The sequence below is a fragment of the Exiguobacterium sp. RIT452 genome, assembly GCF_003598705.1.
GTDB classification, from domain to species: domain Bacteria; phylum Bacillota; class Bacilli; order Exiguobacteriales; family Exiguobacteriaceae; genus Exiguobacterium_A; species Exiguobacterium_A undae.
On record NZ_QXJB01000005.1, the window covers coordinates 108,479 to 122,104 of the forward strand.

At 45.8% G+C, this 13,626-nt stretch carries 17 protein-coding genes; 13 read left to right on the plus strand and 4 right to left on the minus strand.

What is annotated here, in order from left to right; genetic code table 11:
* Window positions 1-101 precede the first annotated feature (101 nt).
* Together D3D03_RS12100 and D3D03_RS12105 are read left to right on the plus strand one after the other, a co-directional pair.
* Entirely contained in the window at window positions 102-710 is a 609-nt protein-coding gene (locus D3D03_RS12100; RefSeq protein WP_119923696.1) for a hypothetical protein, read from the plus strand.
* A gap of 183 nt (window positions 711-893) precedes the next feature.
* The gene (locus D3D03_RS12105; protein WP_026833877.1) at window positions 894-1,730 is read left to right on the plus strand and encodes a formate/nitrite transporter family protein; all 837 of its coding nucleotides are present in this window, start codon (window positions 894-896) and stop codon (window positions 1,728-1,730) included.
* Between the two features lie 112 nt (window positions 1,731-1,842).
* Here the strand turns inward: D3D03_RS12105 and D3D03_RS12110 are convergent, their stop codons facing one another.
* Window positions 1,843-2,262, minus strand: coding sequence for a DUF1232 domain-containing protein (locus D3D03_RS12110; protein WP_233550698.1), 420 nt, complete (start codon window positions 2,260-2,262; stop codon window positions 1,843-1,845).
* A 98-nt stretch (window positions 2,263-2,360) separates the two neighbouring features.
* Between D3D03_RS12110 and D3D03_RS12115 the strand changes: the two genes are divergently transcribed.
* Entirely contained in the window at window positions 2,361-3,584 is a 1,224-nt protein-coding gene (locus D3D03_RS12115) for an aminopeptidase (protein ID WP_119923697.1), read from the plus strand.
* Between the two features lie 74 nt (window positions 3,585-3,658).
* Here D3D03_RS12115 and murB read toward each other — a convergent pair whose 3' ends face one another.
* Window positions 3,659-4,573, minus strand: a complete 915-nt coding sequence (gene murB / locus D3D03_RS12120) for a UDP-N-acetylmuramate dehydrogenase (RefSeq protein ID WP_026833874.1) — start codon at window positions 4,571-4,573, stop codon at window positions 3,659-3,661.
* 265 nt (window positions 4,574-4,838) lie between these two features.
* Between murB and D3D03_RS12125 the strand changes: the two genes are divergently transcribed.
* The 4 genes from D3D03_RS12125 to D3D03_RS12140 all read left to right on the plus strand — a co-directional run bounded on the left by D3D03_RS12125 (window position 4,839) and on the right by D3D03_RS12140 (window position 7,316).
* Window positions 4,839-5,354 (plus strand): GNAT family N-acetyltransferase, encoded by a 516-nt coding sequence (locus D3D03_RS12125; RefSeq protein ID WP_119923698.1) that lies wholly within the window; start codon window positions 4,839-4,841, stop codon window positions 5,352-5,354.
* Between the two features lie 30 nt (window positions 5,355-5,384).
* Entirely contained in the window at window positions 5,385-5,852 is a 468-nt protein-coding gene (locus tag D3D03_RS12130; RefSeq protein ID WP_119923699.1) for a GNAT family N-acetyltransferase, read from the plus strand.
* Window positions 5,853-5,908: 56 nt separating this feature from the next.
* On the plus strand, window positions 5,909-6,268 hold the full coding sequence (locus D3D03_RS12135; RefSeq protein ID WP_119923700.1) for a hypothetical protein: 360 nt from the start codon (window positions 5,909-5,911) through the stop codon (window positions 6,266-6,268).
* Between the two features lie 115 nt (window positions 6,269-6,383).
* Window positions 6,384-7,316 (plus strand): hypothetical protein, encoded by a 933-nt coding sequence (locus D3D03_RS12140; RefSeq protein WP_119923701.1) that lies wholly within the window; start codon window positions 6,384-6,386, stop codon window positions 7,314-7,316.
* Here D3D03_RS12140 and D3D03_RS12145 read toward each other — a convergent pair.
* The gene (locus D3D03_RS12145) at window positions 7,305-8,144 is read right to left on the minus strand and encodes a GNAT family N-acetyltransferase (RefSeq protein ID WP_119923702.1); all 840 of its coding nucleotides are present in this window, start codon (window positions 8,142-8,144) and stop codon (window positions 7,305-7,307) included. The two genes, D3D03_RS12140 and D3D03_RS12145, sit on opposite strands and share 12 nt — an antisense overlap.
* 116 nt (window positions 8,145-8,260) lie before the next feature.
* On the opposite strand from D3D03_RS12145, the gene D3D03_RS12150 reads away from it, so the two are divergent.
* On the plus strand, window positions 8,261-8,524 hold the full coding sequence (locus tag D3D03_RS12150) for a hypothetical protein (protein WP_026833868.1): 264 nt from the start codon (window positions 8,261-8,263) through the stop codon (window positions 8,522-8,524).
* Between the two features lie 61 nt (window positions 8,525-8,585).
* Here the strand turns inward: D3D03_RS12150 and D3D03_RS12155 are convergent, their stop codons facing one another.
* Window positions 8,586-9,497, minus strand: coding sequence for a hypothetical protein (locus D3D03_RS12155; protein ID WP_026833867.1), 912 nt, complete (start codon window positions 9,495-9,497; stop codon window positions 8,586-8,588).
* Window positions 9,498-9,685: 188 nt separating this feature from the next.
* Between D3D03_RS12155 and nfsA the strand changes: the two genes are divergently transcribed.
* The 5 genes from nfsA to D3D03_RS12180 all read left to right on the plus strand — a co-directional run bounded on the left by nfsA (window position 9,686) and on the right by D3D03_RS12180 (window position 13,601).
* The gene (gene nfsA, locus D3D03_RS12160; protein WP_119923703.1) at window positions 9,686-10,432 is read left to right on the plus strand and encodes an oxygen-insensitive NADPH nitroreductase; all 747 of its coding nucleotides are present in this window, start codon (window positions 9,686-9,688) and stop codon (window positions 10,430-10,432) included.
* Between the two features lie 14 nt (window positions 10,433-10,446).
* On the plus strand, window positions 10,447-11,670 hold the full coding sequence (locus D3D03_RS12165) for an LCP family protein (protein ID WP_233550699.1): 1,224 nt from the start codon (window positions 10,447-10,449) through the stop codon (window positions 11,668-11,670).
* A gap of 79 nt (window positions 11,671-11,749) precedes the next feature.
* Window positions 11,750-12,460: an SDR family oxidoreductase gene (locus tag D3D03_RS12170; protein WP_026833864.1), complete on the plus strand. Its 711-nt coding sequence runs from the start codon at window positions 11,750-11,752 to the stop codon at window positions 12,458-12,460.
* A 142-nt stretch (window positions 12,461-12,602) separates the two neighbouring features.
* Window positions 12,603-13,148: a TlpA family protein disulfide reductase gene (locus tag D3D03_RS12175; RefSeq protein ID WP_119923704.1), complete on the plus strand. Its 546-nt coding sequence runs from the start codon at window positions 12,603-12,605 to the stop codon at window positions 13,146-13,148.
* Window positions 13,149-13,151: 3 nt separating this feature from the next.
* Window positions 13,152-13,601, plus strand: a complete 450-nt coding sequence (locus D3D03_RS12180; RefSeq protein ID WP_119923705.1) for a hypothetical protein — start codon at window positions 13,152-13,154, stop codon at window positions 13,599-13,601.
* The last annotated feature ends 25 nt before the right edge of the window (window positions 13,602-13,626 follow it).

Sequence of the window (13,626 nt, forward strand, 5' to 3'; positions counted from 1 at the left end):
GTATCTGCCTGCAAGAGTACGCTGATATTCGGATAAATTCAACCCCTGATTTGAAAAAGGTCAGCAGAACGTTTGGAATTTCGAGAAGGGAGACGGTCATCTTGAAAAAAATCATCCTTGTCCTCCTTTGTATCGGGATTGGACTGTCGAGTGGTTCTTTGTTTGTCCTGAAACAGGAAAAACCTCCGGAAGAAGAGGGGTGGAAAGATGGTCGCGTAGTCGTGCGACATGTCGGAACATCGGTATCGAATACAGCTGCCATTCAGGAATTGATTAAACAACTTCCGTTCTCAGACGCGCTTGACAACGTGTCGATTGACGGATCCTCCGTCCAGGTGTCTTATCGTGTGACCGGACAGGAACGCATTGATTGGACAGGCGTGAATACGGAGAATATCACACGGGACAGCCAATCTTTTTCGGAAAGTCGACTGTCAAAGTTGATCATGCATCATACGTTGGCTCTTTTTCTCAGCATTTCAGATCTGATGGAGTTAGAGATTCAATACAGTGATCCGTTCACACGTATCGTGTTCAGCGTAGATCGCCCCAGGATTGAAGCCTACACACCGCAAGACATTGATCGAGCCACTTCGTCCTCCGACCGCTTCAATCGGGTCGTCGTCGAAGACTACATTCTCGTGGATTCAAGACGGTTGGTATTTTTAGAAAAGTTCGCGGATTCCTTAAAAATCATTCCTGAAAAGTAGTTGTATCTAGCAAGAAAAAGCATTTTTCACAAACTTGACACAATGGTATCGTTTTCATCTCGTTCTTTCAATAAAACAGTAAATAAGGTCTATTCATCACTTGAACATCTTATAAGATGGAAGTATGATAATAAATGAACAGACATTGTGAAGTGTTGAACAAGAGAAAGCGAGGTTTCTACGATGAACGAGGTAGAAGCATTAGAAGGATTAAGAAAAAAAGCCGTCAAATCGACGCAAATGTTACAGATGCGTCCACTCGAATATTTGGTTCGTGCGATGCTGGCAGGCGTTTTCATTGGTTTTGCAATCATATTTACACTTAAAGCAATCAACGGTTTATATTTAAACGAATCACCGGTCACGACACTTGTTGGCGGATTGACGTTTGGTGTTGCCCTCGTTTTAATTGTTTACGGTGGAGCTGAGCTGTTTACGGGGAATACGATGTATTTTACGACAGCGACGATGCGTGGGTTCACTTCAAAAATGGATACGTTTAAAGTATGGACACTTTGCTTCATCGGAAACGGTCTTGGTGGTCTGGCATTCGCCTTACTGTTTTCACAAACCGGCATCATCCAAGAACTTGGTATGAATAACTGGTTGTTTGCAGTGTCCGAAACGAAGATTCACCATACGACATGGGAAATCTTCACACGTGCCATCTTTTGTAACTGGATGGTCTGTCTAGCGATTTTCATTCCGAAAAACATGAAAAATGAGTTGGCTCAGATCATGATGATGATGATTTTGGTAGCTGTATTCTTTGCTTCTGGATTTGATCACGTTATTGCCAATATGGCTCTGTTCTCACTTGCTTTAGTCGTACCACACCCTGAAGCGATCTCATTCGCCGGCGCAATCCACAATCTAGTTCCGGCCTTGCTCGGTAACATCGTTGGTGGAGCTGTCTTCATGGGGATGGTCTACACATGGTTGAACAAATCGAAATTAGAAGTGGATCAATCAAATCAACAAGCAGCAACGATTAATATCGCTTCAAAACAAAAAGCATAATATCGTACAGACGATGAAGCCTATACAAAAATGGACCTGACGGTTAGCCGTCGGGTCCATTTTTTGCTGTGTGTATGCAATCATGTTCTTTAGTGACCAAAATCTGCTGTCTTTATTCGAGGTGCTGAAAACGATCGACGTCCGCCGCCAGTTCCTCGTAGATGGCTTCGACGATTTGAGCATCGTCAAACAAACCTAAGATGTTTTCATCCGGTAAGGCATCAACGGGAGACGTGAAATAGAGAACTGCCGTCAATAAGAGTTGTTCTTGTTCAGGTTGCATCTCGAAACGTTTGTGAGATAAAGCGCGTAACATGTCCAGCAACTGTTTGAGTTGGAAATAGAGCACGAGTTCAGCTTCACGTTCGATATCCGACCCGTCTTCTGACGCGAGATCAGTCGTCAATCGTGCCAATCCGAGTTCGCCTTGAATCAATAAATCTTCCTGTGCTTGTGTATTACCGACAGCTGCTAATGCTTGCCGGTGAAAATAGGTATACGCGGATTTAAAATCGCCTGGTGTAAATTCCATCATCAACACTCCTTCTATATCTCTAGTTTCACCTTATTTCTTGCAAAATTGCAACTATTTCGTGAAAATAAGAGTAATAGTTGAAAGGGGATTACATAATGCCGACTCAAGAACAGTTAAAAAAATATGCCGCACTTGCGGTACGAACAGGCGTCAACCTGCAAGCAGGCCAACAACTCGAAATTCGTGCCGGAATCGAAAATGCACCACTCGTCCGTGAAATCACACGTGTTGCCTACGAAGTAGGTGCGTCAAACGTTTACGTCCAATGGTCTGATGACGAAATGACGAAGATTCGTTACTTCGATGCACCGGAAGATTCATTTGATGTATTTCCGCAATGGCTGACAGCCCGTTTTGATCAGTTGGCTGAAGAAAAAACAGCCTTTTTATCCGTCGTCAGCGAAGATCCGGATTTATTGAACGGAGTCGAATCGAGCCGGATTGCAAGAGCGAACAAAGCAGCAGGTGTCGCGTTAGCCAACTGGCGTAAATTCGTCATGAGTGATAACGTCAGCTGGTGTGTCATTGCTGCGCCGTCAGAAGCTTGGGCGGCTAAGGTATTCCCGGACTCCGAACGAGCAGTAGAAGAGCTGTGGGATGCTATCTTGAAGGCGACACGTGTCGACCAAGACAATCCAGTCGCTGCTTGGGAACAACATGATGCCAACTTGCGGACAAAAGCGACCTTCCTGACAGAAAAGAAATATAAAAAATTACACTACACTTCACCTGGAACAGAATTGACGATCGAATTACCGGAACGTCATGTGTGGCTCGGTGGCGGTGGTCCAAACGCGGACGGAGTCGACTTCATCGCGAACCTGCCGACGGAAGAAGTCTTCACGTTACCGAACAAGACGGGTGTCAACGGTCATGTTTCGAGTACGAAACCGCTCAGCTACAGCGGAAACTTGATTGATGAGTTCACGTTATGGTTTGAAGACGGGAAGATTGTCAAAGCCGAGGCGAAACAAGGGCAGGCAGCGCTGGATGAGTTGATTTCACTGGATGAAGGCGCACGTTATCTCGGTGAAGTGGCCCTCGTGCCACATCATTCACCAATTTCAGACTCGGGTATTTTATTCTACAATACGTTGTTTGATGAAAATGCTTCTTGTCACTTGGCCATCGGTCGCGCGTACTCGACGTGTCTTGAAAATGGACCGAGTTTATCAAACGAAGAGTTGGCCGAGCAAGGTGCCAACGATTCGATGACCCACGTCGACTTCATGATCGGTTCAGCAGGTTTGTCGATTGACGGCGAACTGGCGGACGGAACACGTGAACCCGTCATGCGTGAAGGAAACTGGGCGATTTAAAGATCTCATTGCATAAGAAAACAGGGAGTGAACGGATCATACGATCTGTCCACTCCCTGTTTTTAAGTTGTTGGTTACAATTCTTCGCCGATGATTTTTACTTCAGGTTCGAGTAGGATACCGAACTTTTCTTGGACGGTTTCTTGCACATGGCGAATGAGTGAAATATAGTCCGTTGCCGTCGCATCTTTGATGTTGACGATGAAGCCGGCATGTTTTTGAGAGACTTCGGCGCCGCCGATCCGCGCTCCTTGCAGACCACTGTCTTGGATTAATTTCCCGGCAAAATAACCTTCGGGACGTTTGAAGACGCTGCCACAAGACGGATATTCGAGCGGTTGTTTCGTTTCACGTTTATGTGTCAAATCGTCCATCATCTCTTTGATTAAAGTCGGATCACCTTCTGTAAGCGAAAACCGGCCTTCTAAAATGATGTACTCTTTTTTCGAGAAACAGCTTGTCCGATATCCGAGTTCAAGCTCTTCATGTGAAATGTTCAACAGCTCGCCTTTACGTGTCAGAACGGTTGCACTGTGGAGGCAATCTTTTACTTCCCCGCCGTAAGCACCGGCATTCATGATGAGCGCGCCGCCGATCGTGCCTGGGATACCGCACGCAAATTCCAGACCACTCAGGGCGTGATCGTAAGCCACGCGTGAAGCCTGAATAATCGCGGCTCCACTCTGGGCAACGAGCTCGTGTCCTTCGACTGAAATATCGGTTAGTTTCTCGAACGACAGAACGATACCGCGAATCCCACCGTCGCGGACGACAAGATTCGAGCCGTTTCCGAGCATCGTCAAGGGGAGGTCATTTTCGTACGCGTATCGGACAGCGAATGCTGTTTCTTCGTATGTCGACGGAATGAGGAACAGGTCCGCTAATCCACCCATCTTTGTGTACGTATGATATTTTAATGGTTCATTGATCAAAACAGCTTCTTTTGCGATACCTTCATATAATCCGGCCAATAATTGCTCAGTCATCATTTCTCAGTCCTTTTTTCATAAATTCCATTCAGCTAAAAAGCGCTCAAAATATATTTTACACTAATTCAGTGTTTGATGTTCAACATACAGTTCCCAAAATACAGAGTTGACAGGTAAAAAGCAAGTCGTTCTAGAAGAATGTCATCGAATAGTCATGCAAGCGCTGTGGTGTTTTCTGAAAGAACACAACGGGATGAAGCATGAATCAAAGAAAAAAGGGGAAAAAAATAAAGAACCAGCTCAAATGAGGATAGGGGGATTTAACATGGAAAGTGAACGGTTAAGAATGCGGCCATTCTCAGAGGCAGACTATCCATTTTACAAAACGCTTGTCCAAAATGAACTCGTCATGCGTTATATCAACGGTGGAGTCGCGTTGGATGACGCAGAAGCTCAGATTTGGTTTGAGCGACAATTCGAACGGTATGAAGATGAACGGCAAACCGGTTTTTTACTGTTAGAGAAAAAGGAAACGCGAGAAGCTGTCGGGTTTGCCGGTCTTGTGCTTCAAGAAGTGGATGGAGTGGAGGAGTTAGAAGTCGGATACTGGTTAACACCGATCCATTGGAAAGTCGGGTATGGCCGCGAAGCCGCCAACCGCTTGATGCGTGAAGCCTTTGAGCGAGGCAATGACCGGTTGATTTCCATCATTCATCCGGAAAATACGTCTTCTCAAAACGTAGCCCGGGCAAACGGGTTACAATGGGAAAAAGAAACAGTGTTCAAAGGGGTTCCTGTCGTCATCTATTCCTGTCGACTCTCTCGTCTGTTTAGAGGATGACAGATTAAAAGCTAAAGGAGCGAGTCACTTATGTATCAAACCAAGTTGGTTTCATTTAATGAGTTGGATGGTGCGAGCCTATACCAATTGTTAAAGCTGAGAACAGACATTTTTGTCGTCGAACAAAACTGTCCATATCCGGAACTGGATAATCGGGATCAAGCATCGTTGCATGGTCTGGCATATGAAAATGACACCTTGATCGGTTGTCTGCGTATTCTTCCAAGAAATCAAGCCGGAGCAGTAGCCATTGGGCGGGTTGCCGTACATGCTGATTACCGTTCGAACGGCATAGCAAGAAAGCTGCTCAATGAAGCGATTGAATCGATTCGAGAGCAGGGCGAAATCTTGATTGACTTGCAGGCGCAGGCTCATTTAAAGAAGTTTTATGCTTCATTTGGATTTGAAGAAAAGTCAGAAGTCTATTTGGAAGACGGAATTCCGCATCTCGATATGCAAATGCGGATAGAAGAAGTTTCAAAAAGACTTCAGGAATAGAGGAGACAAACCGATGATGATAGCAGGAAGAAGTCTATTCGGAGGTGAGTCAGTCATTGAAAAAAGTACTGGTCATTCTCGCACTAAGTCTGATTGGCGTCTTATCGTTTGCAGTCGGCATTTCGTACGCCGAACTCCAAAGCAGCCAACGCCGTTCGGAAGAACAGTTAGCTAAGGTGCTTCAAACACGACACAACATTAGTAAAACGTCGCTTCTCGAAGTTAAGGCGTCCTTTTCACTGAAGCATCGACAAGTCATCACGGTGCGTTTACGTGGAGAACCTGCTGTTACGTATGAATTCATTCAACCTAAACAACAAATCGAGTATATCGGTTCGGTCGGAACAAGTGTCGAAAAGACTGGTAAGCAAGATGAAGCCTTTCGAAATTCACACTTAAAGGTGAGTGAAAACTAAAAATCCTGGTGTGTTCTTGAAGTAGAGAACCATCAGGATTTTTTTGAGCCTTTCAAGAAGAACCGATATTGCGTACACTACTAGGAGAGATACTATTCAGGAGGTAGGCGTACTTATGAAACGATTTGTTAAAAATGAAGCAGTGGGTCTTGCGGTAGAAGCCTTTCGAACGATGGATCGGGAGAGTTTTTATACATACAATCAGCAGTTGACGCCGGAAGAACGTCGGGCACTCAATTTTATCAACCGAGCGGTTTCTCTTCAGTCGATCGAACATTTATCATTGGCACTTGAAACCGATCAACCGGTCGTGGAGCTGGATCGGATTTTCCTGGGGTTAGCAAACACGAAAACAGGAAAAACCTTGTTAGAAAACTTGTTCACGTCCGGCGTAGATCCAAATCAGTTAGTCGTGATTGATGGTCACCGTTCACTCGTCCGGCAACCGTTGGCATTCCCGGTCGGACTATACGGCGTTTATGATCACGACTTATTTGATTTGGCTGTCAAAAACGGTCTGGATCTTGCGTACACGACGACATTACAACGGAGTGATCGTTTTTTGGAAACGCATGAAATCAACACGCTCGACATCGTTCTGTTGCTTACCCATACAGAGGAACTGGATGAACGGAGTCTCGTTGCATTCGACAGACCGACGACCGTCGGGTTAGTCGAACGCTTGCACCGTTCGAATGCAAAGAGTCTCAAGTATATCGTCGACCAAACGAACTATGATGTGTCTTTTCAATACGCGAAACACTATCCGCTGTTTTACGCAATCGTTGGCCGTCAAACGGATCTGTTTGAACAAATGCTTCAAGATGCATTAAGACAACCGCATCATGAAGCGATGATCAAGGATGCTTTGCTTGCTTTTCATAATTATCAGCCGGGACTGGCGACGAGTATGGGTGAGGTTTATCAAAAAAGTCTATTCGAGATGGGGCATCAGCTGAAGACGTATGCGAAGGTAGATTTTAATCAGCTGGATGATCAATATGTATTGCCGGAGTATCGAGAACTTGTAGAACAGTTACGTCGTTAAGGACACCGTGTCACAACAGTAACGATGCCAGTGGGAAAAGATTTGAAGATCACAAAAGAGTGCAGGTTGATAAAGGCGAAGCGCCTCCTGATGCGCTGAAAAACAATAGACTTCAAAAGAGAGAATGTTCTTTTTCCGGAGCTTAGCCTGAAACGTATCTAAAATACGTCGACCATATCCTTGATTCTTGAGCTGGGGCAGACATGCCATTTCAAGAAGGCGAACCGTTTGTTTATGTGTTTGAATGACGATGGTTCCGATGACTGTTTTCTGATCATAGACGAGATAAGGCAGCGCACCCTGATCGATTAGGTAATTCAAGTGTTCGAGCTCGTAGGAAAAAAGAAAATCGGAAGTGCGCACCGCATCATTTCGGATGTTCAAAAAAAGATGACGGTTCCGCAGGGTAAGGGGCTTGAACTGAACAGAGGGGACACGTTCATGCGTCAGACCGATTAAGCGGAACTGTTCACTGGACAGCACATAACCAAGCGTCGTCCAGGTTGATACAAGTCCGAAATCGTGTGGTGGGATGATTTGTACATCGATATGTTTGGGGGAATAAGAAAGTGCCCTGTAATGAACATCGTGTGCAAGAGCACGAAATGCCTGCAGGTTGGTGTAAGCTGCATTGAGTATTTGGACGGAGTGTTCAAAAACATGGAGCCCGATTGTCGCACAGACCGTATCCCCTTCCCAGATGGTCCATTGCTGATGTTCAGCCGGTGGGGGTGTGATGACCGGAGGGAAAAAGCGGTTGTTTTGCAATAATTGATGAACGAGACGACGTTGGTAATGGGACAACTGCCCATAGGGTAAGATGTGCACAACAGACACGTCCTTTCATAAAGATGATGCAAAGCAAATTCAGTATACAAAAAAATATAGATATAATATGGTTTTATTTTGAAAAATAAGGAAAAGTATAAGGTGGTGATCACATCGTGAAAAAAAGCTTAATGGCGTTAGGATTCTTGTTTTTCTTGATCGGCATTCCATCGGTTCACGCACAAGAGTTAGAGAAAAATGAAATAAGTGTCCGTGAGTCGCCGACATATGGGAACTACGGGACAGTCGATGAAATCATTACCGATCAAAAAGAGCCGACCTATGATGGATTTGATTCGCCAAATGACATGGCCTTCCTGTTTGCCTGCATCGCATTGCTTGCGACGGTGGGTCTCGGGATCGTCAATGCGACGGACTAAACAAAAAGGCGCGTTTTCTCTAACAAACTTAGAGGAAACGCGCCTTTTTGATGCGGAAGGATTAAAAATGAATATGTTTTCTCCGGCCGACCCGTTCAATCCGGTCATGTTCTTCGTTTAATCCGGCTTGTTCAAGTAAATCAAGATAATAGCGAAACGGCGTCGAACGATGTGAAAAATAAGGAATATATTCTGTGAATAACATCGCTTCCGCCCGTTCGAGTTCGCGTAATGCAATCAAGGCATGAAGCTCGGCAAATCGGATTTCTTGATACAGTAACAGGACATCGGCATCGATTCGAACTTTCATTTGGAGTTTTTTAGCGTGTGCATTCAGCAACGCGACGTAGGCTTCGCGTTCTGAAGCGTTTGTACAATGTGTGAGCACGGCAAGAAAAAGGTCACTCCGTTCCGTATCGACATCAATCGGTACCTTGACGGCAGTGTAGATGGCCCGTTGCATCCATGTTTGGTCCTTGGACTCGAGTTTATAATAGCCGACCAGTTCTTCAAATAATTCAACCTGAGTGACTTTGATGAGTCGAAAGGGGTCATTGCTCAAAAAGAGAGGTTCCTCGCCTGCAGCGGAAGAGAGTAGAAAAAAGAATTCCTCAAACGCAACACGCGTGCCGTTTTTACGACCGATGTAATGCCGTAAATGTTTGAGCAAACGTTTAGCGGTGATGTACCAGTTTTTTTGTTCGCGGACCGAAACCAGTTTATTGGGTTCTAGATACTGAAGATCGTAAGCGAGTTGAATGAACTGATCCGTCTGTTCGATCGTTTGTTCGACCGTCGGTTGTTCCTGTTCTTTTTGAAGATTTTTGTATTTAGCGAATTGAGCCAACATTAAATCCAGTTCTTTTTCTTCGATGACTTGTTTGGGGAGTTGGCGATAGATTTCTACGATGATGTCGCGAAGGGTCGTATCGCCATATTGTTCGAGTAAAAGACGTAGTTTACGAATTCTCATAATCGCCCTCCTTCGACAAAAAAGACACAATACTTCTCTTATCCCTTTCCCGCTTTTTTTAGAAGTTAATCGATAGGATGAAGAACGAAAGCGATTTTAAGTGTAAAAACCGAACGTCTTTCGGTTGCACTTTCAGGAGATGTTTGCCTATCGTTAAGAGAATCATTAATTCAAGGGAGCGATTATTCATGAACGAAACCATTCAGCATCTACTTAATCACCGATCCATCCGTAAATTCAAGCCGCATCAACTTGATCAGGAAACGATTGAAATCCTGGTCCGTTCCGCACAGGCGGCGTCTACTTCCTCTTACCAACAAGCTTATGCAATCGTTGGTGTGGAAGAAGACAATCTTAAACAACAACTGGTCGAAGTCGCGAGCGGACAGACATACGTCGCTGAAAACAGTTATTTTTTCGTCTTTTGCATCGATTACCATAAGCATGTGCTTGCGGCCGAACTCGCATCCGGTTCAGTTGATCAAACCGTCGAAACGACAGAGGCCTTGATTGTAGGTGCCGTCGATGCCGGACTGGCGGCTCAAAATCTTGTAGTTGCGGCAGAATCGTTAGGATACGGGACGGTTTATATCGGCTCATTACGAAATGACGCTGCTAAAGTGAGTGAATTACTCGAATTGCCAAGTCATGTCGTGCCGCTGTTTGGCGTTGCCGTCGGCATTCCGGATCAACAGCCCGGGAAAAAACCCCGCCTTCCGATGGATGCGGTCTTCCACCGAAATACGTATACTGATGACGACACGATGCGTCAGTTGCTGTCCCAATACGAAAAAGAAACATCTTCTTATTACGGCGAACGGACAGACGGACGTCGGACAGAAGGCTGGGTGAACCAGATGGCTGCTTCGATGAAGGATCCGAAACGGACGTATTTGCGTCACTTTTTACAGGAAAAGCACTTATCGCGCGATTAAAACGGAGGTAATCTATGGAAGAGTTTCATTCAGGGCGTTCACGGTTAGAGCGAAAACGTCAGGAAGAGTTACGTGAACAAGAAGAAAAAAATCAAGAGATTCATCAACAACCGGAACAACCGGAACAACCGGAAGAAAAGTTGTCCGCCCGTCAACGTTATTTAGATGAACCGTCGGAAGCGGAGCAAAAGCGGGCATCTTCTTCGAAAAAAACGTCAAATAAGCAACGTCTTTCATCCGGTTTTGGAAGCATCATGCGTTCAGGAGGCAAAATGGCGGGGCTTGTCCAACATCGCTTGAGTCAACGTCGTTCGTCACGGAGCCGGAGGACCGAGCAACCGGTTCGCGAAAAAACATCAGACCAACGCTTGAAAAAACAACCGGTTCAAAAAAAGAAGCGTCGTTTCAAATCCAAGCTGATCGGTTTGCTGCTGATTGTTTTAATTGGTCTTATCGTATTTGCCTCACAACCATTTACGTTTTTATTGATCGGAAGTGATGCACGACCGGGTGAATCGTTGCGCGGTTCCAGATCAGATTCCTTGTCCGTCATGCAGTTTGTTCCGCTCTCCCGGACGATCCAATTGACGTCGATTCCCCGTGATACGTACACACCGATTGCTTGCGAAGACGGGAAAAAAGATAAAATCACGCATGCCTTCGCTTACGGGGGAGAAGATTGCACCAGCAGTGCCGTCGGCGGATTGCTGGAACAAGACATCGACAGTAAGATTGTCATCTCGTTCGACAGCTTCATCGGCTTGATTGACGAAATTGGCGGGATTGATCTCGTGTCGACCGGTACGTTCAGTGAACAAGATGCGAGTGGAAAAGCCAATCAGTATGCTTTCCAAAAAGGGAAAGAATATCACATGGATGGCGCGATGGCGTTAGCCTATTCACGCCACCGGAAAACGGATACCGACGTGGCCCGGGCGAACCGTCAATCGGAAGTCATTCAAGCTGTCGCGACAGACTTGATGAAACCAACCGGCTGGTCGAGTATTCCTGCTGCGAACCGTTATATGAAAGAAGAAATGAACCTGGATGTCAGCGTCCGACAAATGATGACAGCAGGTCTGTCGCTGGCGTTACTTTCCAAACGGGAGCACCTGGAAGTCGAGGGTGTCAGTGAGCGGCTGAACGGGATTTTCTATGATTTCCCGAAGGAAAAAGAATTGGCGGAACTCCGTGCCAAACTGGAGACGACGTTTTACGGGACACTAAAAAACGATTAATTCTTCAAAAAGGGTTTGTTCTTTCTCGAACAGTGGAATTTACTAAAGGTGACTAATCTATCGAGGAGGGACCTATCATATGAAAGTATTAGTTGTAGGTGCATCAGGTACAATCGGAGCTCGTGTCGTCAAGTCGCTAGCCAAAGGTCATCAAGTCACTGTCATCGTCCGGCATCAGCATTTAGTCGAACGATTTGAGAAACTGGGTGTCAAGGCGCATTACGTCGACATCGAAACAGAACTCGAAAAGGTCATCGAACATGGAGTTTCGGGGCAGGATGCTGTCATTTGTGCAGCGACGGCCGGTGTTGACGGAGAAGCAACCGAAATCGAGTTGCTCGACCGGACGGTTGCTCTGAAAACGATTGATGCTGCGAAAAAGGCGCGTGTTCGTCATTTCGTCCTCCTCAGTGCATACGGCGCTGACCGCCCGAATCAATTTAAAAAAGACATGTATCCTTTCTACGCGGCAAAGAATGCGGCGGAAGAACAGATCGAGCATAGCGGACTCACTTATACCATCATCTGTCCCGTGAATATCGTGGATGGTGAAGGACGCGGATTGATTGAAGCGGACGAAGATTTAAAAGATGTCAAAGAAGCTACGATCTCTGAAACGGATGTCGCGTCGATTCTAGTCGCAGCTGTCGACAACCGAGCCGTGTTTAACCGCCGTCTCGAAGTCAAGCAAGGGAAGACGGCATTGAATGAAGCGCTTGGCGGAGATGAAGCGGTTGGAAGCGTCAAAGATAACCGCCAAGTCAAAAAACAATTGCCACGATACAATTAAGCAGATGATTGGAACAAAATCTCATAAAATATAGATGGCAAGGCAAGTGTCCGATTCCGATTCAGGGATTCGGACACTTTTTTTGTCACAAATGTAGCGAAAGATTCTGCTACACTGAATACATAGAGGAGTGAAGATATCAGTGAAAAAATATGTTTTTTATCTAGTGATAGCGGTCGTCCTTTCAGGCATTGCCTACACCAGCTACAACGCCTATCAAACCAAACAAGACCAACAACAGATTCAAGCAAAACAACAGGCGGAAGGCGGACTCGAAACAGGAATGAAAGCGCCGGACCTCGAAATAGAACAAGACGGTCAACCGATTCGTTTATCTGACTTGACGGATCAGCTCATCGTCATTAATTTTTGGGCAACCTGGTGTCCGCCCTGCCGGCAGGAAATTCCGGAATTGAACGCCTTTTCTGAGTCGACGTCCATTCCGGTATATGGCATCAACGTGACGACATCCGAAAGACGACTGACCGATGTCGAAGAGTTTTTAAAGAAAACCCCCGTGGACTATCCGGTACTTTACGATACGAAAGGGCAGTCGGAGAAAGAGTACCGGCTTCTCGCGATGCCTGCGACCTATCTGATTGACGAAACAGGCACGATTGTCGGGAAACATGTCGGACCGGTCACGGAAGAAATGTTGAAAGAGATGGTGCAGAAGATCGGAGGATAAAACATGGAGCTGTCTTGTGGGGCCTGTACGTATCACCAAATCATTGAAGTCGGACAGCAAGAAGAATGGAAGGCATTCCCGTCCATGCTGACATACGGCATGGGAAACTACACGTCAGCGTTGCCGTTTTTATTCGTACCACCGTATCAGGAACCGCTTGTGAGCCGCCAAAAAATCACAGATTCCATGCGCGCTTATATCATCAAGACCTATCATGCACACATCGATGAAATCGAAGAGGGATGGGTGCCGCATCAATATGATTTGTTTCAATGCCCGTGTTGTCTCCGTATCTCGACGCATTTCTGGTGTGCCCTGTTTCTGAAAACGGAAATCATCGAACCGTTGCATCAATGTGAACACGACGGTTCGAAACTAAGACGACTTTCGTTATCGGATATCCATCACATTCAGTGTCCACAATGTTCCAACAGGGAACTTCGAATCCGTTAAACAACAAAAAAAGCCATCTGTAGGT